Genomic DNA, 19316 nt, shown 5'->3' on the forward strand with positions numbered 1-19316 from the left:
CGAGAAGAACGTCCTGTTTTTTTAGATTAATGCTGTTCGACGACAATCTTACCAATCGTCTTGCCACTTTCGACGAGACGGTGGGCTTCTTTTAAATTCTCTGCATTCAGTCCGATCAACGTCTGAGTGACAGTCGTCTCAAGTGTTTCTTCCTCGAGCCAAGTCGCGATGCGGGTCAGAATTTCATGTTGGCGAATCATGTCCGGTGTCCCGAACAGGGAGCGGGTGAACATGAACTCCCAGGCGAAAGTGGCACTCTTTTGTTGCAAAGCGCTGAGATTGAGTGCCTGCTCCGTCTCGACGATACTGCAGATGGTCCCTTGCGGTGTGATGACATCGACCATCGCATCAAAATGCTGATCGGTCGCATTCAGACAAAAAATGTAGTCGACGTACGAATAACCGAGTTGTTCGAGTTGTTCCCGGAAATCTTTGTGGTGGTTAATCGTATGATGGGCGCCGTGTGCTTTCGCCCAGTCAATCGTTTCCGGACGGGAAGCGGTCCCGATGACGGTCAGGCCGGCATGGTTCGCAAGTTGTGTCGCGATCGATCCGACACCGCCTGCTGCACCGATGATTAGAATCGTCTTCTCGAGATTTGATTTGGCATCAAACGTGATATGCATCCGGTCAGTTAAAGCTTCGTAAGCCGTCAAGGCAGTGAGGGGAAGCCCCGCCGCCTCGCTGAACGTCAAACGTTCCGGCTTCTTCGCAACAATCCGTTCGTCGACGAGCTGGAATTCACTGTTGGAACCGGGACGATTGATGGCACCGGCGTAGTAGACTTCATCCCCGACGGAAAAGAGGGAGGCGTGATCACCGACTTCAACGACGACGCCGGCTGCATCATAGCCGATGATTTTCGGTTCCTGTTCGTCCGCGCCCTTAGCCCGGACTTTCGTATCGACCGGATTGACGGAAATGGCTTTAATTTCGACTAGCAGATCGTGTCCTTTTGCGACGGGACGTTCGATTTCAAGATCAATCAGACTGTCGGCTTCCGTAATCGGTAAATGTTTGTGGAATCCAATGGCTTTCATCTGTTGCATGACAAAACATCCTTTCAGAGATAAGTATCTTTTGAACTTTTCCACGCGTCATGAAAAACGAAACCCGTCCAAAATTAGAAAACCTGTTTCCTTCCTGTAAGGTCCATGCGTTGAATTGGAAATTTGTAGTAGAATGCAGAGTGTAGATCTTATTAAAAGGAGTCGAATTGTATGCATGATGTCATTTCTTTTCCGGCTGCCCCGACACAATCGATCATTGAACAGTATTTAGTCCATGCGCATCCCTATCCCCGTTCGTATCAACCGGCGAAATTGATTGCGCTTCGACGGGAACGAGGGGTCATGAACCGGTTGTACCGGACAGAACGGGAACTGGTTCTCCGTCCGAGCGAATCGGTTGCTCCGCAAGTCCAGCGCCTGTCGCTTGAGCAACAACAGCGTTTGATTGGTTATATGGAAGCCCGAAAAAATAGTTTCGGGTTTGACGAGGCCGAGACATACAAATTTTATCTGCTCGAAATCGCTTATGAATTACGGCATCTTCCGCGGACAAGTCAACCGCTTCGGGCACATACGTATTATCAGCTGGAGGAATTGCTGTCCGGTAAACCGTTTGTTCTCCATGCGACGGCTCGCCGACAAGGATAAGTCTTTACTCCAAAGAAAGCTGCCTCGACGTGATGTCGAAGCAGCTTTTTGATTTAGAGGGCCGTTGTCGGTGTCGGCTTGGCACCCGTCTTTGCATAGGCCGCATCAATGTCAGCTCGGATTTGTTTGACCGGAGTATCTTGTTGGTAAGCGACGATTGATTGGGCGGCGATATCGAGACACGTTCCGCACGTAATGCCGTGTGTCGTCCAAGTCGTTTTTCCATCTGCTGTTTGATCAGCGATGAAGCAATCATAGTTACTCGTGTGTCCGGCCGATTCCCCGCACCCGCAATAACACGGCATCTTTTCCAACAGATCCTGATGTTTGGCGACAGACAGGTAAATCGTCTGAATCGAAGAATCCGTTTCTTTTAAGAACGCCGGTGCAATCGCCGGCGACGTCGTCTGTTCCAGCTGATCGGCACTTGTGTGCGTCGCATGGGCCTCGTGGTCAGTATGCGGCGCACTCTTTTGTTCCGTCTGTCCGCACGCACCGAGGGCAAGCGTCGCCGACAGTGTCATGATCATCCATCCGGTTTTTCCAGGCATCTTCATTCCTCCATCACTCGTTGATTCTTTCCTTAGTATACGGTGGAAGGTTCAACGGCAGGTAAGGAGGTAATGGCGATTCGATGACAGTTCTTATCGCGTTAACTGTTGTTCGATTGTCTCGAAGTTCGTTTCCATCATCGTCAAGTATGTTGAGGCGTCTGTTCCTTTTGCCCCGAGGGAATCGGTGTAGAGGGTTCCGCCGATCGGAATGCCGGTTTCACGGGAGACCGTCTCCATGCTGCGCCGGTCGACACTCGTTTCGACGAACAGCACCGGAATGTCCTGTTGTTTGATTAAATCAACAATCCGCCGGACTTGGTCGGGTGTCCCTTGGTTATCGGAATTGATTTCCCAAATATAATCCGCTTTAAAATCATAGGCAGAGCTGAAATATTTAAAGGCACCTTCACTCGTAATCAGATGACGTTCGGCATCCGGTATCGCAGTAAAGCGTTCTTTTGCTTTCATGTCGAGTGTTTGCAGTTCTTTAACATAAGCCGACGCATTTTTCTCATAATCCGCTTTGTTCGCCGGGTCTTCTTTAATCAATGCGTCTTTGACATTTTCAACGTATTGGATGCCATTGCTGAGATCGAGCCAGGCATGCGGGTCGGTTTCCTGTTCCTTTCCGGCTGCCGTCAAATACTTTGGTTCGACCCCTTTACTTAAAGCATAGACCGGAGCATCCTTCTCGTCCTTATTCGTACTCGAGCGGAGTTTATTGAACCAGGATCCGCCGGCTTCGAGATTCAGACCGTTGTAAAAGACGACATCGGCATCCGCCATCTTCCGGACATCGGTTGGCAACGGCTCGTATTCGTGCGGATTTTTGCCGATCTTGACCATGCTGTGGACGTCGACGTGTTCACCGCCGACGACCCGGGTCATGTCTTCTAAAATCGAATAGGTCGTAACGACTTGTATTTTGCCGTCGTCGGCAGAATCGGTAGAACAGCCGGCCAGCAAAACGGCGAGACCGGCTAAGGGGATGAATCGTTTGAAGGTCATGGCGTGAGCTCCTTTTTCGGTAATTTCCATTTCCGGAGCAATCCGTGGCGCGGTGAGAAGATGAAGACCAGCGCAAACAAGGCGGTCGCGACCAAGACGATCGAGGCTCCGGACGACAGGTTATAGGTGAAGCTGAAGTATAGACCGACGACGGAAGAAATCGTCCCGAGACCGGCAGACAGAAAAATCATCCGCGACAACCGGTTCGTTAACAGATAGGCGGTCGCCGCCGGTGTAATCAACATCGCGACGACGAGAATGATACCGACTGTCTGAAGCGATGCGACCGTGACGAGCGTCAACATCGTCATCAGCAGGTAATGAATTAATCGGGTCGACAGACCATATGCTGCCGCCATCGTCGGATCAAATGAGGTGACAAGCAATTCTTTGTAGAATAGAAAAATTGCCCCAAGGACAATCAGACCGATGGCGAGCGTCATCCACATATCGCTTGGACGGACGGCAAGGACGTTTCCGAACAGAATATGGTACAGGTCGCTGCTGCTGCGTAAAAAAGAAATCAGGATGATCCCGAGCGCAAAGGCTGACGTAAATAAAATGCCGATGGCCGTGTCATTTTTAATCCGGCTGTTTTGACTGACGAAACCGATCCCGAGTGCGGTCAGAAGACCGGTCGCGACGGCGCCGATGAAGAAGTTAATCCCAAGCAGGTACGAGATGGCGACACCCGGCAGGACAGCATGGGAGATCGCGTCCCCCATCAGCGACATCCCGCGTAAAATGATGAAGCAGCCGATGACACCACAGATGATGCCGACCATAACGGACGTCACAAGTGCTTTCTGGAGAAAATCATATTCGGTCAAAGCTTGAATGAAATCAAGGACATTCATGACGAAACCTCCACTTTCTGAAGGAAGGCAAGCGGATTGCCGTATGCGCCTTCGATGATATGCGGCTGCAGGACATCGGTTGGCGGACCTACTGAAATGACCCGTCGATTGAGGAGTAACAGTGTATCAAAGTAATCGGCCGCCTTACTTAAGTCGTGGTGGACGACGATGATTGTCTTTCCTTCCTCACGCAACGTGCGTAACAAGTCGATGATGACTCCTTCACTGCCGGCATCAACGCCGACGAACGGTTCGTCGAGCAATAACAGGTGGGCTTCCTGCGCTAAGGCACGGGCCAAAAAGACACGTTGTTGTTGACCGCCGGACAGTTCCCCGATTTGACGGTCAGCGTAATCGAGCATCCCGACCCGTTCGAGGCAGGAGCGGGCATGCATCCGATGGTGCTTCGTCGGACGCTTGAATAGACCAAGTTGTGGAAAACAGCCGATCAGAACGGCATCGATGACGCGGATCGGAAAATCCCAATCGATCGCACTGCGTTGCGGGACATAAGCGACCTGCGTCCGAGCCTCTTTCATCGATTGACCAAGCAAACGGATCGTAGTTGCTTCTGCCGGAATCAAGCCCATGATTGCTTTGATGAAGGTTGATTTCCCGGCACCGTTCGGACCGATGATTCCAATGAGTTGACCCGGCGTGAAGCGAACCGACACTTTTTCTAAGGCGATGTTTTCGAAATACGAAACGTTTAATTGTTCTACTTCTATTGCGTACATGTGAAGACACTCCTTTCAACTGCTTGAATTTTAGTGTGAAAACAAATGTTTCCTTAGGGAAAGAAAAAGTCTAAAAAAAGAGATTGCCTTATCGCATATATTGTTCTACGAACTAATAATGTTTCCTTTAGGCAAATTTTAAGGTGAGACGAAATAAATGTCAACTGCTTTCGTAGAAGTGCTTTTGAAAACATCGTGCTAAGATGGAAGAGGAGAAAAACGCGGGGGTGAGAGGATGAGTCAGTCAGAGGAACAACAATGGAAGTTGCTGTTACTTGAGGCATTGGTAAAAGAGCGGCGTGAAGATGCGCAGCAAGTGATTGAAGAAGTCTATCCATACGATTTAGCGAACTGGTATGGTGAGCTCGGTGCGACGGAGCAAGAACGGCTCCTCCGTTATCTCGATCATGAGCGTTTGGCAGATGTCATCGAGGAACTTGAACTTGAACAGCAACTCGAGGTGTTACGACGCCTTGATGTCGAGAATGCCGGTCATGTGATGGACTTGATGGAAAATGATGATTTGGCAGACATACTGGAAGAATTACCAAAAGAAGAAGTCGACCGATTGTTGTCCGGCATGCGTCAGGATGAGGCACTTGTCGTCCGCAATTTATTGACGTACCCGGTAGAGACAGCAGGCCGCCTGATGACGAACCGGTTCATCTGGGTAACGGATGAGTCGACGATTGGCGAGACGATCGAGAAGATGCGGGACTATATCGAATACTCGGAGACAATCAATTACGTCTATGTCGTCAATCAGCTGAGTCAGCTCGTCGGCGTCATCTCGTACCGTGATTTGATTCTCGCGAGTAACGACGAGCGGATTGCCGACGTCATGGACCGAAAAGTGATCAGCGTCTCGTCCGAGACCGATCAGGAAGATGTCGCGAAAATGTTTGAACGCTACGACTTAGTTTCGTTGCCGGTCGTCGAAGGGGACGTCCTCGTCGGATTGATTACGGTCGATGATGCCCTCGACGTCTTACGGGAAGAAGCCAACGAAGACATCGAGAAGTTATCCGCATCCGGTAAATCGATTGATTTTGATACGAAGCCCTGGGTGGCCGCGACCCGGCGTCTGCCGTGGTTGATTTTGTTATTATTCATTGGACTGGTTTCCGGATCAATCATCAGCCAGTTTGAGGAAACCTTGTCAAAAGTCGTCGCGTTGGCATTCTTCATGCCGATGATTGCCGGGATGACCGGAAATACCGGGACGCAGTCGCTCGCTGTCGTCGTTCGTGGTTTGATTACGCGTGAGGTCGACAAAAAAGTCGTCACCCGGCTGATTCTCCGGGAGTTACGTGTCGGTCTGATCATCGGTGTGACATGTGGAATCTTGATTGCCATCATCGCCTATGTCTGGCAAGGGGATCCGATTCTTGGTCTCGTCGTCGGCAGTTCACTGATTATCACGTTGATTTTCGGAACGCTTGCGGGAACGATCATCCCGTTGATTTTGCATCGTCTGAACATCGACCCGGCGATTGCATCCGGTCCGCTCATCACGACGCTGAACGATATCCTGTCGTTGCTCGTCTATTTCGGGATTGCGACAGCCTTTATCAGCCGTTTGATGTAACACAAAAAAAGTATCGTTTCGCCGGATCTCAATAGATTCGGCAGAACGATACTTTTTTTATCGACTGGAAATCAGTCGGTCTGGGCATCAAGTGTCTCTAACAAGTTCACCCAACGCGTTTCATAGTGTTGATCCGAGAACGGTTCAAGTGCTTTAGCGGCACGTGATCCCATCAGTTGTCGGGCATCGGGATGCGTCATCAAGTCGATTGCGGCTTCGGCGAACTTAGCCGTATCTCGTTTAGGAATGAGACGTCCCGTCACCTGGTCCTCGATGATTTCCGCCGGACCGTAACAAATATCGTAAGCAATGACCGGAATACCATAGCTCATGCTCTCAAGAATCGCCATCCCAAACCCTTCGGATTGTGAAGTGAAGAGTGTGGCGACGGCACCGGCATACGCTTCCCGCATATCAGTAACGAATCCTTTGAAATGGATGTGATCGGTCAAAGCCAATTCCTTGATCAATGCCAAAAGATCTTTTTCAAGTTGGTCGTTATAACCAAACCCATAAAAATCAAGGAAAGCGTTTGGATTGTGATCGACGATCCGGCGCATCGCTCGAACGCTTTCTGCAACATCTTTTTTAACTTGAATCCGTGATACGACGACAAACCGATTCGGATTGACGGGATTAACAAGTTCGCCCGAGGCTGTGTTCGTAAACGCATGAGGGATGGAATGGAACAGGGACGCGTGACCAAACTGCTGTTTCATATGGTCGGCCTGTCGGGATGTCGCTGTAATGACAGCACTCCACTCATCAATCCGTTTGAACAAAGTATTCCAGACACCACTGACTGTGGCGGTTTCATCAAAAGGTGAGACAAAGTGGTTACTGTGTCCAAACGCAACTTTTCGGATGTTTGGATGATTGACGTTAAGCACGACGGCATCTAAATTCTGTTTCGGTAAGTTCGGCAGACGGTCCCGGAATTCGGACGACAGCATGACGGCCGGATATTGCCCCAACAAACGATTGAGCGCAAAGGTATAAAAAGCAGCAGGGTCATTGAATTGGAGCTGTTCGTTTTTTCCGAAATAGAACAGATGACTCCAGTCCACGGAATTCATCTTGTGCCAAAGCGTTAAATAACAGGTGCCGTTGCCGTGAAGAAACTGGCGTGAGACAGGTTTGTTCGTCATCGTGGAATAATGAATGATTTGGAACAGTTGTCCGTTTTCCAAATATTCTTCCCGTTTCAGACGATGACGTGTCTCTGAGAAGTAATCAATGAAAAGAAGGCGATCCATCGCATCAAAACGAAGATACTGAACGTACACTCCGTTGTCGAAAACACGATAGGAGTCGTCTTCTGTCCGGCTGGCGTCATCAAAGACGACGAATTGCCGGTTCAGTTGTTTCAAGAGACGAGTTTTCGTCTGCTTTTCGTTTGCCTTCTGCTGTCCTAATGTATGGATCAGGTTCGTGACCTGGACATTCGGATTTAGAAGGTCAAGCTGTATCATCTCTTCTCGGATGCTGTCGATTTGTGTCTGCAATCCAATCGTCAGGAGGTGGACTGAGCGGTCCGGTTCGGCAGCCGCAATCGTATTCGCCCGCTTGATGACGGCTTTGACGAGACCGCCGCGTTTGGTTCCCAGTGTATTCAATGTGAAAAAAGTAGTTCTTTTCATAGGTATATCAGCTAACGGACATATGGAATATGTGGTTAGCCTTCACCTCCTTTCTTTTCCCTATAGCATAACATCCTAAAAATAGGACGTGAGTAAAAGAACATGTTCAACGCATCCAGACGGCGAGTGGACCGATATCATCAAACCCGGCTTCAAGTGCCGTAATCAATTGGTCGCCATACTCATAGCCGACGAGGTGTTGTCCCGGAAAGTGAGCGGAACTGAGACGAATGATGTCATCCCACAGCCGTTCATCGAGATAGTCGGATGTCAGATGCGACAGTCCGGTCGTTTGACCGTTGGAATAGGCAATGAAACCGGCCTGTTGGGCATCAGAAAAGAAGAGCCGGACATCTGTTCGTTCGAATAACGTATCCGGCAAGTCATGCGTTTCGATGAGGGCGAAGAAACGTGCCGCGTCCTCGGAAGTCGTCACGACGGTCCAGTCTGCCGGCAGTGCGCGCCGGTCGAGAATCGGCGGACGGACGATCCATTCCGCTGTGAACAGATGTGTCAGTCCCGCAAGTGAAAAATCATAGCTGGCGGTACAGTCCTTGATACTCATGACGCCAGTCAGATCGAGCTGCTGTTGATGCGCCCGGACCATCATTTCCGGATAGAGCGGCGGGACGTTACCTGTCGCTTTCCAACTGTCGAGTGTTTCCGTGACGGTACATCCGTTCAGTTCACAAATCAGGCGACACCAATCGAAGTTATTTTGAATGGCTGCTTGCCGCATCCCGACATCTCCTTTCAGTCTTCCTGTTCCTTGATTAAGACATAGGCGAGTGTGGCAATCAACGTAAGGAATAAACCACATCCGATTGTAATATAAGCCATCGTAAAGACTTTCCCGAGTGTCGTGACAGGAGCAAACGTCGGATGCCCGACCGTACTAAGCGTCGTGATACAAAAATAAAGTGCGTCGACGACGGTTAAATTTTCCTGAGTGCTGTAAAAAATCGTTCCGGACAGCAATGTCAACAGACAAAGGATCAATAGACCGCGGAAATATGATAACTGGAAAGCATGGCGTAATCCTTTGAATAACCGTGAAAAAATCGCAAGCATCGAAATCATCGTGTACCTCCTTCGGACGGTCGCTGGACCGAATCGAGTGTATCATGAATCCGGTATCCGTTTTTACCATTGTATTTGATATGATACATGGCCTGATCGGCATGATGAATCAGTGTATCCAAACTGATGCCATGGTCCGGTGTTTGATTCTGCAGCAGCAAAAAGAATTCATCGCCGCCGACGCGGGCAGCGAAACCGAGTGGTTCAACGGTCTGTTCGAGCAACCGGGTTAAGTGAATCAAAAAGGCATCGCCGATTTGATGGCCGTACGTATCATTGATGCCTTTGAAACCATCCAGGTCAACGACGACCGTGATACTGTCTTGTTTGAGAATCGCTTGCCCGGCCCGTTCATAAAAAGAAGAAAAGGACGAATCTGATTTATTTTGAAGAAAAGGGGAATCAGTCTAAATTTAGTGTCAGCTGCCGGGTTTTGATCGTCCCGATAAGACCGGACGGATCGTTTCCGGTTTTATGGGCAACAAACGCTTCATCTTCCGGTGCCGTCCGAACACGCAACGGCTTTTCATCGGCTTGGACGAGTTCGAAAATCAACTCGGCAATCGTTTCCGGAGACTGGCGCTCGGCGTGTCGGACGCGGTACGTCCGTAAATAACTTTCGACGATCGGTTTGAAATCATCGTCATGAAGACCACCTGTCTGCTCCAAACGATCGAGGACGTTTGCCGTGAAGTTCGTCTCGACGGCAGCCGGCTCAATTAATGTGACGTCGATCGAGAAAAACGGTTTGTAGTAAGTGGCGAGGCTTTCGAACAAACCTTCGAGTGCAAACTTGCTGGCACAATAGATTTCGTTCATCGGCTGACCGACCAGTCCGCTGATGCTCGAGGTGGCTAATAGGTGACTGCCGTTCGGAGCGGCCTTCAGGAGCGGCAGACAACATTCAATCGTCCGCATGACCCCAAACACGTTGATATCGAACAATTGATTGATTTCATAACTCGTCGCTTGTCCAAGCGCCCGTAACAATCCCTGACCGGCATTACAAAATAAAGCATTCAAGTGACCAACTTCCTGTTCGATGACGGAAACGGCCTGTTTTAGACTCGCGAGATCAGTTACATCGACTTCAAGAAAATGCAGATGCGGTAAGGCGGCTTGTTCCAGTGCTGGTGTCAGTTCACGTGTACCGGCATACACCGTCCATCCTTCTTCAGCAAAACGTGTCGCCGTCGCGAAGCCGATTCCGGACGAGGCACCGGTGATGAAAATCGTACGCATGTGTCATTCCTCCTCTTGAATTCCTGGTTATACCGTTCTTTACCCGAATTCACTGAAGTTATTTTACGTTAAAATTGCATATTTTAATCAAAAAACTTAAAATAAAGAAAAAGAACGGGAGGACAGGCAACATGGCGCAACAGGATCGACTTCAACAAATGCGGGAATGGATCAAGACGGCACCTGAAATTTCACTCGATCAGTTGATGGAGGCGTACCGCATTTCGCGTGATACGGCCCGGCGTGATTTGATTCAACTGGAGCGGGAAGGAAAAATCATCCGGGTCAAAAACGGTTTGATCCGTGTCGGGACGAACACGACCGTTCAGTACGACCGGCGGACCGAACAGCCGGAAAAAAATCGGATTGCCAAACGTGCTGTTCAGTATATTCAACCGCAGCAAAAAATCATTCTTGATGCGGCATCGACCGTTGCCCGGATGACGGTTCATCTGCCGGCAGAACCACTCCAAATCATTACGAATGCACTGGCGATCGTCGAACAACTCGAAGCCCGTCCGGAAATCGATTTGTATGTGGCCGGAGGGAAGTTGGACCGGCATGCACGCAGTCTCGTCGGTATTAAAACGGCGGATGATATTTTGAACTATCAGGTCGATCGTGTGTTTCTTGGTGCATGTGGGCTGACGGAACAAGGGATATTCGCTGAAAACCTGGAAGAAGCAATCGTGAAAAAGGCGATGATCCGGAGTGGTGCGGAAATTATTGTACTGGCGGATCATACGAAGTTCGAGAAACGATTTCTGCACAAGGTCTGTGATCTTGACCACATCGATGTCCTGATTACGGATGAACGACCGCCTGAACAGTGGCAGGCCTGGTTGCACGAAGCCGATGTCTTACTGGAAATAGCAGAGGAGGAACAAACATGACGACGATTCAAACGACACTGGTCGGATTCGGATTTTCAGCCGTAACGTTTCATGCTCCCTTGATTCAAGCGTTACCCGAATATACGATCCGGCAAGTCGTATCAAGCCAAAAGGATAAAGTGGCAACCGTGTTCCCGGAAGCAAAGGTAATCGGGACACTCGAAGAAGCATTACAAGATGAACAGACGGAACTTGTCATCATCACGACTCCGACAGCTTTACATTTTGAGATGGCGAAACAAGCCATCGAAGCTAAAAAACATGTCCTGCTCGAAAAACCGGCGGTCGTGACGATGGAAGAAGCGATAGAACTGCAACGTCTCGCGACGCGTCACGGCGTCCATGTCGCCGTCTATCAAAACCGGCGGTACGACGGCGATTTTCTGACGGTGGAACAATTGATCGAGATGAATGAGATCGGGGATTGGCAATTGTTCGAATCACGGTTTGACCGGTATCGTCCGGTCGTCCGGGATCGTTGGCGGGAAAAGCCGGGACCGGGTTCGGGTATTTTGTTTGATCTCGGTTCCCACCTGATTGATCAGGCGCTTGCTTTATTCGGTGAACCGGATGCTGTGGTCGGAGATGTCTTATTCCAGCGTGACGGGGCGGAGACGGATGACGGATTCCACATCACGTTATTTTACGGGAAACGCCGGGTCAACTTACGGTCCAATTCCTTTATCCAAGGATCACCCCCGCGATTTGAGTTGCACGCCACACGCGGAAGTTATATTAAATACGGCATGGATCCGCAGGAAGCGCGCCTTGCGTCAGGACAAGCCGTCGATGCCTCAATCGGTCAAGAGGAAACCGCTGACTTTGGATATCTGAAGATTGCCGATCATCCGGCCGAGCGGTTGGCGACACTTTCGGGCAACTACCTTGGTTTTTACAAAGCGCTTGCTGCAGGGCTGAAGACGGGTGACGTACCGGTTGATTTGACGGATGCCCTCAAGACGATGCAACTCATCGAGGCTGTTCGCTTGAGCAGTGAGACGGGACGCAAAATCTTCCGGAAGGAGTGGGATCAATGAAACTGACCAAATTGTTGGCGCAAGAAGAGACACTGACATTACGTCAGTTTACGAATCAAGATGCACTGCATGCCGGACAGTACGTCATCGACCGGGCTTTGCGGGAGCAACTCAGCGTCGCTGTCGAGCTGAAACGGAACGGACAACGGTTGTTTTATGCAGCACTGGACGGGACGGCACCCGATCAGGAAGAATGGATCCGGCGAAAATCGAACGTCGTCCTCCGGCACGGACACAGCTCACTCTACATGCGGTTGTATAATGAAGCGAAACAGCGTGCGTATCATACGATGTATGCCGTCGATCCGGCGGACTATGTGGATGCCGGCGGGTCATTCCCGATCCGCGTCACAGGAGTCGGTGTCATCGGAACGATTACCGTATCGGGTTTGTCACAGGAAGCCGACCATCAGCTGGCGGTTGATGCATTAGCCTTTTTAAAAAAGTAAGTAGACGAAAAACCGGGAGTGCCTTCGAGTTGAAGACACTCCCGGTTTTGTATGGTCTCAAGAAGCCATCGAGTCGGAAGCGGGTGCCTCGACACGTCGCTTGTTCCCGCGATAGATAAAGAACAAGGCGGCCAACATGAACAGAAGACCGGAAAAACGTTTAAGGTCAAACGCCACTTCGACGCCACCGAATGTCCCGAAGTGATCCAGCACCATTCCGGCCGATAACTGTCCGATGACGGTTGCGATGCTCGCTGCCGTGACCCCGATTTTCGGAACAGCGAGAATGGTCAGGAACAGATAGCTGACACCAAACCAGACGGCACTGAGCTGCCAGCGGGGGGCGTCAAGAATCAACAGGACATCTCCTTGTCCGAAAAAGAGGACGGCGAGTGCAAGCAGGAGCATCCCTGTGAAAAAAGTTAAAAATGTACTTTCCAGTGCGCCGGCTTTTTGACCGAAGGCACCGTTGATTGAAGACTGGGCACTGAGGAGAATTCCTCCAAGCAGTGTCATCCCGAGTAATGCGATATTCATCAAGTTTCCTCCTTTAGAAAATCAAAAATAGCGCAATGACCATCAGGCCGGATGCGATTAATTTGTCTTTGTTGATGGCGACGCGGGGACTGCCGAGCCAGCCTTTATGTTCAATGACCATGCTGGCAATCATCTGACCGATGATGACACTGATCATGGCGAGTCCGACACCGACAAGCGGGATGCTGATGATCAGGATCGTTAAATAGATGCTCCCGAGTAATCCGCCCAGCAACGTCCATTTGGGTGCCTTGAATGTATAACCGAGCGAACCTTTTCCGAAAAAGAGCGTGATGATGCCGATGATGATTGTACCGGCAAAGAAATTATAAAAACTGCTTTCGAGTTTTCCGATGCTGTTGCCAAGTTCCCCGTAGATGGCACCTTCGATACTGAGCGCGATTCCGGCGAGGAGAGCCAACAGGTAATAAATGAATTTCAAAATCCGTTCCTTCTTTCTTTTTTAAATCTATATATCGGGAATTGTCGATACATGAACAAAGGAAAACCCTTTAGAGTTCTCCTTTTAGATACTCTGCCAGCTCTTTGATCTTTTCTTCATTTCGACGGTAATACGTCCACTTGCCGTGCCGTTCGGATTCGAGCAATCCGACTTTTTGTAACATCGCCAAGTACTGGGATACCGTGGATTGGGACAAGTTCGTCTTCTCCTGTATATCACCAACACAGACGCCTCCTTTTTCAGCGAGATTCGTTGACAAGTGAGCAGCTGGTTTGTTGAAATGAGTCTCTGGATCCTTGAGCCAGCGTAAGATGTCGAGACGGACTTCGTTCGACAACGCTTTAAAAAGATCTACTTGTTGTGTCATGCCATCAATCTAATCGATACTTCTCGATATGTCAATTCATCGGTTTGAGTTGGCGAAGGATGTTTTATCAATGGTGTGCGTGATTTTTTCGCCGGAAACGAGTTGAAATCCGAGCCCTTGATAAAAGGGATCGGCCTGTTCGCTGTAGAGGACTAACCGATCATACGTCAAAAATGCTTCAGACATGATTTTTTCCAGTAAGGCAGTCCCGATGCCGTGCGACCGGGCTTCCGGCAATACATAGACGTGGCGGATCCGACCCGTTCCGGATTGACCGGATTGCTTCATATATCCCCCGCAGGCGAGGACCTGATTGTTCGTCGAAAGGACGACGAACATCGCTTCCCCGTCTTTTTGAAACGATTCCTCCCGGCGGTTCCGTAACATCCGCTCGACCAGTTGGAATCCTTCCTGGGAACTTTTAGCGAGCAACGGAAGCCAGTTATATCCATCGAAATCATTAACCCGTTCGATTGTCATGTCCATCCGTGATTCCTCCTTCTTTTCTTTTGGATTATTCCTTTTTCGACGCTGTCAAAAACCCGATTTTCTTTTTTGATGAATCTTTTTTTGCGAGGGACTGGATTTTTAAAAGCCCTTTTGCGTATAATGAGAAGTAATGGATTGAACGCAAATGAAAGGAAGTGGCCGTCACAATGAGCCTCAGCCGTTTAAGTAAAGAAGAAATTACTGATCTTTCACTGATTAACTTCGTCAATGAAATGCTGCAAGAAGCGGGCGAACAGCCTATTACTTTCGATGACATCATTAAAGAAATCGAAAAATTCCATACGTTTAAAAATGAAGAGGATAAGTTCGAGAAACTTGCCCAACTCTATACGGACATGAACATCGATGGGAACTTCGTTAACGTCGGAGCTAACCGTTGGTCGCTTCGTGCATGGTACCCGTTCGATAAATCGGATGAGGATTTGGTTATCGAAGCCCGTCAACGTGGTGAACTCGATGAGTTCGAAGAAGAGTTCAACTATGATGCGGAAGAAGATGAGTTCGAGACGATTGAAGATGATCTCGATACATTCGCGAAAACTGCTGATTACGATGCAGCAGACGACAGCGAAGAAGACACATTCAAAAAAGTTGCGGTCATTGATGACCTTGAAGACGATTTGGATGAAGAAGACCTCGAAGATTTCGAGGAAGATGACGAAGAAGTTTAACAACCGCAACCTGCCATTTTTGAACATGAAAATGGTAGTTTTTTCGTTGACGGCTGACACAAGTGTGTGTGATTTTTTTCTTTAAAAAATCTGCTTGACGAAGTTTTCGGAATGACGTAAGTTAGTCATGGGCTTCTTTAAGCAACGTGCTTAATTTCAGCAAAAGTGTCTCCTGTGAATGGGGGCACTTTTGCTTTTTTATTTTTTAACGACCTCTGACAGATTTCTGGACTCGAGAAGGGAGCAATTTAATCATGACAAAGTATATTTTCGTAACCGGTGGGGTAGTATCTTCACTCGGTAAAGGGATCACGGCAGCATCACTCGCCCGTCTCTTGAAAAACCGTGGCCTCAACGTCACGATCCAAAAATTCGACCCGTACATCAACATCGACCCGGGGACGATGAGCCCGTACCAGCACGGGGAAGTATTCGTCACGGATGATGGCGCTGAAACCGATCTTGACCTTGGTCACTACGAACGGTTCATCGACATCAATCTCAGCCAGAATGCGAACGTGACATCCGGCCGGATTTACTCGACCGTTCTTAAAAAAGAACGTCGCGGTGATTACAACGGTGGAACGGTTCAGGTCATTCCGCACATCACGAATGAAATCAAAGATCGTGTCTTCCGTGCCGGGAAAGAAACAGGCGCAGATGTCGTCATCACAGAGATTGGCGGAACAGTAGGGGATATCGAATCGCTTCCGTTCATCGAAGCCATTCGTCAGGTGAAAAACGATATCGGAAAAGAGAACGTCATGTACGTTCACTGTACGCTCGTTCCGTATCTTGCAGCTGCTGGCGAGCTGAAGACAAAACCGACACAACACAGTGTCAAAGAACTCCGCAGCTACGGCATTCAGCCGGATATCATCGTGCTTCGTGCCGAGCATGATGTACCGCAAGAAATGAAAGATAAAATTGCCCTCTTCTGTGATACACGTCCGGAAGCCGTCATCGAAGCGAAGGATGCATCGACACTGTATGAAGTACCGCTTAACTTACAACGTCAAGGCATGGACCAGCTCGTCTGTGACTACTTCAAGTTCGATACACCGGTTGCTGATATGACAGCATGGAAGCAACTCGTTCACACCGTGACACACCTCGAGAAGAAAACGAAAATCGCACTTGTCGGGAAGTACGTTGAATTGCGTGATGCGTACATTTCGGTTGCAGAAGCTTTGAAGCATGCCGGTTTTGCTTTTAACAGCGACATCGAAATCGACTGGATCAATGCAGAAGATGTCACACGTGACAACGTTCAGGAACTGCTTGGCTCAGCAAACGGAATCCTTGTTCCGGGCGGATTCGGAGAGCGTGGAATCGAAGGGAAAATCGAAGCAACACGTTTTGCCCGTGAAAACAATGTACCGTTCTTCGGAATTTGTCTCGGTATGCAACTGGCGACAGTTGAGTTCGCGCGCAACGTCTTGAACTTAAAAGGTGCCCACTCGGCAGAAATCGATCCGGCGACACCGTATCCGATCATCGACTTGCTTCCGGAGCAAAAAGACATCGAGGATCTTGGAGGAACACTTCGTCTTGGTCTGTATCCATGTAAGCTCGAAGACGGTTCAAAAGCACGTGCCGCGTATTCAAGCGAACTCGTGTACGAGCGTCACCGTCACCGTTACGAGTTCGGTAACGAATTCCGTGAACAGTTCGAAGCAAACGGTATGATCTTCTCCGGTACAAGCCCGGATGGCCGTCTCGTTGAAATCATCGAGATTCCAGAACACAAATGGTTCGTCGCATGTCAGTTCCACCCGGAATTGATTTCGCGTCCGGAGCGTCCGCAAGCCTTATTCCATGACTTCATCCAAGCATCACTTGGTGAGTAAGAAATTTAGCGAACGGCTAAACAACCCTGTTTCCAAATTGGAGACAGGGTTGTTTAGTTTATTACTATAGAAGAAAAGCGTCATTCCCACTCTTCCGTCATCTCCTGTAATTGCGTCAAAATGTGCGTTAACAAGAAGGCACCAAGCGCGAGACTCGGCAATCCGTGACGGGAACCGTCCTCAGCCGGAAGCAGCCCTTTATCGAATTTCAAGGCAAGCGGAGCAATCGAACGTTCGAGTGTTTCGGTCACGTCGCCAAGCGTGATGATCGAATACGGCGTGTGCCAGGCATCATAGCGGGCAAGCGACGCGAGCAGATCGGAACGTTCCGTATCCGGTGTGAAAATCAACACGCGGTCGACCGCATGGAGGGTTTTATGATCCTTAATTTTCGAGACACGTTTCATCTGGTCCGGACCGTCGGACAACATTGGATACAGTCCTTCAAACTCGCCGTAGGCATCGAGATAGACTTTTCCTTGACCGACGAGTGCCTGGGCAAGCAGCCGGACGACATCTAACAATTCGTCTTCCTGTTTTGTAAGCGTTTGTAGTTTCCCGTTGAATTGTGTCGCTAAAATTTTCAGCATTTCTAACATCCTTTCTAAATTTCTCTCACACACAGTATATAGCAAGTTTTGCTTTCATGTAGAATGGAAATAACTAGAGGAGGAGTGTGGGAGATGAAAGGAAGATTACTCATCGCGGAAGATGAACCGGGGATTCGGAATTTACTGGCACAATTGTTTCGGGCGCAAGGATATACGACCGATGTCGCTGTCGATGGTCTTGAGACGATCGAACGGCTGAAAGAGACGGAATACGACTTATTATTGATGGATGTCAATATGCCGGGCCGAACCGGTCTTGAAGTATTGCGTCATCAGGACGAGGTCGGACGACGGATCCGGACGATTCTGATGACTGCTTTGGACGAAACAGAAGCGATGGAAGAAGCAAAACGACTCGGTGTCGTCGCCTTCTTCGGAAAGCCGTTTGACATCTTTGAATTAAAAAAAGAAGTGACTGTGCAAATTTCGAACGATGTAAGCGGTTAATCCTTCACGTCGTCGTCACAATCCTAAATTCGGAGTGAAATGCTGTACGTTCCGGTGAATCAGTGTGTTATAATCAGTCTGAAAATGCACGTTTACGTGTAAGTAGCGATCAAAACAGAGGAGGATGTCATTATGCCATTAGTATCTATGACAGACATGTTAAACAAAGCTCTCGAAGGTAAGTACGCAGTAGGTCAATTCAACATCAACAACCTCGAGTGGACTCAAGCAGTACTCGGTGCGGCTCAAGAAGAGCAGTCGCCGGTTATTCTTGGAGTATCTGAAGGTGCAGCACGTCACATGGGCGGATTCTACACAGTTGTTAAAATGGTAGAAGGTCTCGTTCACGACATGAAAGTAACAGTTCCTGTTGCAATCCACCTCGACCACGGTTCGAGCGTTGAAAAATGTAAAGAAGCGATCGACGCTGGATTTACATCTGTAATGATCGACGATTCACATAGCCCGATCGACACAAACATCGAAACAACAAAAGCTGTTGTTGAGTATGCGCATTCGAAGGGTGTTTCAGTCGAAGCGGAAGTTGGTACAGTTGGCGGACAAGAAGACGACGTCATCGGTGATGTCATGTACGCGAAACTTGACGACTGCGTTCGTATCGTCAAAGAAACTGGAATTGACACGCTTGCTCCTGCGCTCGGTTCTGTTCACGGACCATACAAAGGTGAACCAAACCTTGGTTTCACTGAAATGGAAGAAATCCGTAACGCAACAGACCTTCCACTCGTTCTTCACGGTGGAACAGGAATCCCGACACACGATATCGAAAAAGCAATTTCGCTTGGTACTTCGAAAATCAACGTCAACACGGAAAACCAAATTTCGTTCGCGAAAGTGGTTCGTGAAGTCTTGGCTGAGAAACCAGAAGCATATGACCCACGCGTATTCATCGCACCAGGTCGCGAAGCAATCAAACAAACAGTCATCGGTAAGATGCGTGAGTTCGGTTCAAGCAACAAAGCTTAATTTTCCATGCCTAAAGCACGGTAGACACTCGTCTATCGTGCTTTTTTTCATCTAAATCAGCAGATTGTTTTGGAAAACGTTAGGACTTCTCGGCGAAAAAATTTATAATAGAAGAGTAAGCGATTTCAAG

General features: G+C 49.0%; 23 protein-coding genes and 1 pseudogene. 9 read left to right on the top strand and 15 right to left on the bottom strand.

Annotated features, from left to right (window positions below; all coding sequences use genetic code 11):
• Positions 1-26: 26 nt before the first annotated feature.
• A complete protein-coding gene (locus tag KNP93_RS14070; RefSeq protein ID WP_214855923.1) occupies positions 27-1040 on the bottom strand; it encodes a zinc-binding alcohol dehydrogenase family protein in 1014 nt (337 codons plus the stop codon).
• Between the two features lie 180 nt (positions 1041-1220).
• Here KNP93_RS14070 and KNP93_RS14075 point away from each other — a divergent pair, with 180 nt between their 5' ends.
• Complete coding sequence (locus KNP93_RS14075; protein WP_131502450.1) at positions 1221-1658, top strand: hypothetical protein; 438 nt, start codon at positions 1221-1223, stop codon at positions 1656-1658.
• Positions 1659-1711: 53 nt separating this feature from the next.
• On the opposite strand, the gene KNP93_RS14080 is transcribed toward KNP93_RS14075, so the two are convergent.
• The 4 genes from KNP93_RS14080 to KNP93_RS14095 all read right to left on the bottom strand — a co-directional run bounded on the left by KNP93_RS14080 (position 1712) and on the right by KNP93_RS14095 (position 4814).
• Positions 1712-2209, bottom strand: a complete 498-nt coding sequence (locus KNP93_RS14080) for a PCYCGC motif-containing (lipo)protein (RefSeq protein ID WP_131502449.1) — start codon at positions 2207-2209, stop codon at positions 1712-1714.
• Between the two features lie 93 nt (positions 2210-2302).
• The gene (locus KNP93_RS14085; protein ID WP_131972037.1) at positions 2303-3220 is read right to left on the bottom strand and encodes a metal ABC transporter substrate-binding protein; all 918 of its coding nucleotides are present in this window, start codon (positions 3218-3220) and stop codon (positions 2303-2305) included.
• The gene (locus KNP93_RS14090; RefSeq protein ID WP_131502447.1) at positions 3217-4077 is read right to left on the bottom strand and encodes a metal ABC transporter permease; all 861 of its coding nucleotides are present in this window, start codon (positions 4075-4077) and stop codon (positions 3217-3219) included. The genes KNP93_RS14085 and KNP93_RS14090 overlap by 4 nt, the downstream gene beginning before the upstream one ends.
• Entirely contained in the window at positions 4074-4814 is a 741-nt protein-coding gene (locus tag KNP93_RS14095) for a metal ABC transporter ATP-binding protein (RefSeq protein ID WP_131502446.1), read from the bottom strand. The genes KNP93_RS14090 and KNP93_RS14095 overlap by 4 nt, the downstream gene beginning before the upstream one ends.
• A gap of 235 nt (positions 4815-5049) precedes the next feature.
• On the opposite strand from KNP93_RS14095, the gene mgtE reads away from it, so the two are divergent.
• Positions 5050-6402 carry a magnesium transporter gene (gene mgtE / locus KNP93_RS14100; RefSeq protein ID WP_214855842.1) on the top strand — a complete coding sequence of 451 codons (1353 nt, stop codon included), beginning with the start codon at positions 5050-5052 and terminating at the stop codon, positions 6400-6402.
• A 71-nt stretch (positions 6403-6473) separates the two neighbouring features.
• On the opposite strand, the gene KNP93_RS14105 is transcribed toward mgtE, so the two are convergent.
• The 5 genes and pseudogenes from KNP93_RS14105 to KNP93_RS14125 form a co-directional block, all read right to left on the bottom strand.
• The gene (locus tag KNP93_RS14105) at positions 6474-8042 is read right to left on the bottom strand and encodes a glycosyltransferase (protein ID WP_214855845.1); all 1569 of its coding nucleotides are present in this window, start codon (positions 8040-8042) and stop codon (positions 6474-6476) included.
• Between the two features lie 106 nt (positions 8043-8148).
• Positions 8149-8781 carry a hypothetical protein gene (locus KNP93_RS14110; RefSeq protein ID WP_131502443.1) on the bottom strand — a complete coding sequence of 211 codons (633 nt, stop codon included), beginning with the start codon at positions 8779-8781 and terminating at the stop codon, positions 8149-8151.
• A gap of 14 nt (positions 8782-8795) precedes the next feature.
• Positions 8796-9122: a potassium channel family protein gene (locus tag KNP93_RS14115; RefSeq protein WP_014971462.1), complete on the bottom strand. Its 327-nt coding sequence runs from the start codon at positions 9120-9122 to the stop codon at positions 8796-8798.
• Positions 9119-9463, bottom strand: a pseudogene (locus KNP93_RS14120) (GGDEF domain-containing protein); the annotation flags it as partial. The pseudogene KNP93_RS14120 and the gene KNP93_RS14115, both read right to left, overlap by 4 nt.
• Before the next feature lie 61 nt (positions 9464-9524).
• On the bottom strand, positions 9525-10364 hold the full coding sequence (locus KNP93_RS14125) for an SDR family NAD(P)-dependent oxidoreductase (protein ID WP_131502442.1): 840 nt from the start codon (positions 10362-10364) through the stop codon (positions 9525-9527).
• A 131-nt stretch (positions 10365-10495) separates the two neighbouring features.
• On the opposite strand from KNP93_RS14125, the gene KNP93_RS14130 reads away from it, so the two are divergent.
• From KNP93_RS14130 to KNP93_RS14140, 3 genes are read left to right on the top strand one after another with little or no spacing between them, the layout of a single operon-like run.
• Complete coding sequence (locus KNP93_RS14130; RefSeq protein ID WP_214855847.1) at positions 10496-11257, top strand: DeoR/GlpR family DNA-binding transcription regulator; 762 nt, start codon at positions 10496-10498, stop codon at positions 11255-11257.
• Positions 11254-12294 carry a Gfo/Idh/MocA family oxidoreductase gene (locus tag KNP93_RS14135; RefSeq protein WP_214855850.1) on the top strand — a complete coding sequence of 347 codons (1041 nt, stop codon included), beginning with the start codon at positions 11254-11256 and terminating at the stop codon, positions 12292-12294. The genes KNP93_RS14130 and KNP93_RS14135 overlap by 4 nt, the downstream gene beginning before the upstream one ends.
• Entirely contained in the window at positions 12291-12743 is a 453-nt protein-coding gene (locus KNP93_RS14140; RefSeq protein ID WP_214855853.1) for a heme-degrading domain-containing protein, read from the top strand. The genes KNP93_RS14135 and KNP93_RS14140 overlap by 4 nt, the downstream gene beginning before the upstream one ends.
• A 57-nt stretch (positions 12744-12800) precedes the next feature.
• On the opposite strand, the gene KNP93_RS14145 is transcribed toward KNP93_RS14140, so the two are convergent.
• The 4 genes from KNP93_RS14145 to KNP93_RS14160 all read right to left on the bottom strand — a co-directional run bounded on the left by KNP93_RS14145 (position 12801) and on the right by KNP93_RS14160 (position 14596).
• Positions 12801-13280 (bottom strand): DMT family transporter, encoded by a 480-nt coding sequence (locus tag KNP93_RS14145; RefSeq protein WP_188004809.1) that lies wholly within the window; start codon positions 13278-13280, stop codon positions 12801-12803.
• A 13-nt stretch (positions 13281-13293) separates the two neighbouring features.
• Positions 13294-13722, bottom strand: coding sequence for a DMT family transporter (locus tag KNP93_RS14150; protein ID WP_188004808.1), 429 nt, complete (start codon positions 13720-13722; stop codon positions 13294-13296).
• 70 nt (positions 13723-13792) lie between these two features.
• Complete coding sequence (locus tag KNP93_RS14155) at positions 13793-14110, bottom strand: ArsR/SmtB family transcription factor (protein WP_214855856.1); 318 nt, start codon at positions 14108-14110, stop codon at positions 13793-13795.
• 36 nt (positions 14111-14146) lie between these two features.
• A complete protein-coding gene (locus KNP93_RS14160) occupies positions 14147-14596 on the bottom strand; it encodes a GNAT family N-acetyltransferase (protein WP_131972051.1) in 450 nt (149 codons plus the stop codon).
• 170 nt (positions 14597-14766) lie between these two features.
• On the opposite strand from KNP93_RS14160, the gene rpoE reads away from it, so the two are divergent.
• Together rpoE and KNP93_RS14170 are read left to right on the top strand one after the other, a co-directional pair.
• On the top strand, positions 14767-15291 hold the full coding sequence (rpoE, locus tag KNP93_RS14165; protein ID WP_131502435.1) for a DNA-directed RNA polymerase subunit delta: 525 nt from the start codon (positions 14767-14769) through the stop codon (positions 15289-15291).
• 254 nt (positions 15292-15545) lie between these two features.
• Positions 15546-17141 (top strand): CTP synthase, encoded by a 1596-nt coding sequence (locus KNP93_RS14170; RefSeq protein ID WP_131502434.1) that lies wholly within the window; start codon positions 15546-15548, stop codon positions 17139-17141.
• Positions 17142-17221: 80 nt separating this feature from the next.
• On the opposite strand, the gene KNP93_RS14175 is transcribed toward KNP93_RS14170, so the two are convergent.
• Positions 17222-17731, bottom strand: a complete 510-nt coding sequence (locus tag KNP93_RS14175; protein ID WP_214855859.1) for a DUF2529 family protein — start codon at positions 17729-17731, stop codon at positions 17222-17224.
• A gap of 93 nt (positions 17732-17824) precedes the next feature.
• On the opposite strand from KNP93_RS14175, the gene KNP93_RS14180 reads away from it, so the two are divergent.
• Both KNP93_RS14180 and fba read left to right on the top strand, forming a co-directional pair.
• Positions 17825-18199: a response regulator gene (locus KNP93_RS14180; protein ID WP_026827306.1), complete on the top strand. Its 375-nt coding sequence runs from the start codon at positions 17825-17827 to the stop codon at positions 18197-18199.
• Positions 18200-18331: 132 nt separating this feature from the next.
• Complete coding sequence (gene fba, locus KNP93_RS14185; protein WP_131502432.1) at positions 18332-19186, top strand: class II fructose-1,6-bisphosphate aldolase; 855 nt, start codon at positions 18332-18334, stop codon at positions 19184-19186.
• The last annotated feature ends 130 nt before the right edge of the window (positions 19187-19316 follow it).

Source organism: Exiguobacterium sp. s166, assembly GCF_018618855.1.
Lineage (GTDB): Bacteria > Bacillota > Bacilli > Exiguobacteriales > Exiguobacteriaceae > Exiguobacterium_A.

Excerpts from the sequence above, each read along its gene's own strand:
- KNP93_RS14090 (WP_131502447.1), bottom strand. The coding sequence starts at position 4,077 with ATGAATGTCCTTGATTTCATTCAAGCTTTGACCGAATATGATTTTCTC.
- KNP93_RS14135 (WP_214855850.1), top strand. The coding sequence starts at position 11,254 with ATGACGACGATTCAAACGACACTGGTCGGATTCGGATTTTCAGCCGTA.
- KNP93_RS14170 (WP_131502434.1), top strand. The coding sequence starts at position 15,546 with ATGACAAAGTATATTTTCGTAACCGGTGGGGTAGTATCTTCACTCGGT.
- KNP93_RS14125 (WP_131502442.1), bottom strand. The coding sequence starts at position 10,364 with ATGCGTACGATTTTCATCACCGGTGCCTCGTCCGGAATCGGCTTCGCG.
- KNP93_RS14175 (WP_214855859.1), bottom strand. The coding sequence starts at position 17,731 with ATGCTGAAAATTTTAGCGACACAATTCAACGGGAAACTACAAACGCTT.
- KNP93_RS14070 (WP_214855923.1), bottom strand. The coding sequence starts at position 1,040 with ATGAAAGCCATTGGATTCCACAAACATTTACCGATTACGGAAGCCGAC.
- mgtE (WP_214855842.1), top strand. The coding sequence starts at position 5,050 with ATGAGTCAGTCAGAGGAACAACAATGGAAGTTGCTGTTACTTGAGGCA.
- KNP93_RS14180 (WP_026827306.1), top strand. The coding sequence starts at position 17,825 with ATGAAAGGAAGATTACTCATCGCGGAAGATGAACCGGGGATTCGGAAT.
- KNP93_RS14155 (WP_214855856.1), bottom strand. The coding sequence starts at position 14,110 with ATGACACAACAAGTAGATCTTTTTAAAGCGTTGTCGAACGAAGTCCGT.
- KNP93_RS14110 (WP_131502443.1), bottom strand. The coding sequence starts at position 8,781 with ATGCGGCAAGCAGCCATTCAAAATAACTTCGATTGGTGTCGCCTGATT.
- KNP93_RS14115 (WP_014971462.1), bottom strand. The coding sequence starts at position 9,122 with ATGATTTCGATGCTTGCGATTTTTTCACGGTTATTCAAAGGATTACGC.
- KNP93_RS14080 (WP_131502449.1), bottom strand. The coding sequence starts at position 2,209 with ATGCCTGGAAAAACCGGATGGATGATCATGACACTGTCGGCGACGCTT.
- KNP93_RS14085 (WP_131972037.1), bottom strand. The coding sequence starts at position 3,220 with ATGACCTTCAAACGATTCATCCCCTTAGCCGGTCTCGCCGTTTTGCTG.
- KNP93_RS14095 (WP_131502446.1), bottom strand. The coding sequence starts at position 4,814 with ATGTACGCAATAGAAGTAGAACAATTAAACGTTTCGTATTTCGAAAAC.
- KNP93_RS14130 (WP_214855847.1), top strand. The coding sequence starts at position 10,496 with ATGGCGCAACAGGATCGACTTCAACAAATGCGGGAATGGATCAAGACG.
- rpoE (WP_131502435.1), top strand. The coding sequence starts at position 14,767 with ATGAGCCTCAGCCGTTTAAGTAAAGAAGAAATTACTGATCTTTCACTG.
- KNP93_RS14160 (WP_131972051.1), bottom strand. The coding sequence starts at position 14,596 with ATGGACATGACAATCGAACGGGTTAATGATTTCGATGGATATAACTGG.
- KNP93_RS14075 (WP_131502450.1), top strand. The coding sequence starts at position 1,221 with ATGCATGATGTCATTTCTTTTCCGGCTGCCCCGACACAATCGATCATT.
- KNP93_RS14105 (WP_214855845.1), bottom strand. The coding sequence starts at position 8,042 with ATGAAAAGAACTACTTTTTTCACATTGAATACACTGGGAACCAAACGC.
- KNP93_RS14145 (WP_188004809.1), bottom strand. The coding sequence starts at position 13,280 with ATGAATATCGCATTACTCGGGATGACACTGCTTGGAGGAATTCTCCTC.
- fba (WP_131502432.1), top strand. The coding sequence starts at position 18,332 with ATGCCATTAGTATCTATGACAGACATGTTAAACAAAGCTCTCGAAGGT.
- KNP93_RS14140 (WP_214855853.1), top strand. The coding sequence starts at position 12,291 with ATGAAACTGACCAAATTGTTGGCGCAAGAAGAGACACTGACATTACGT.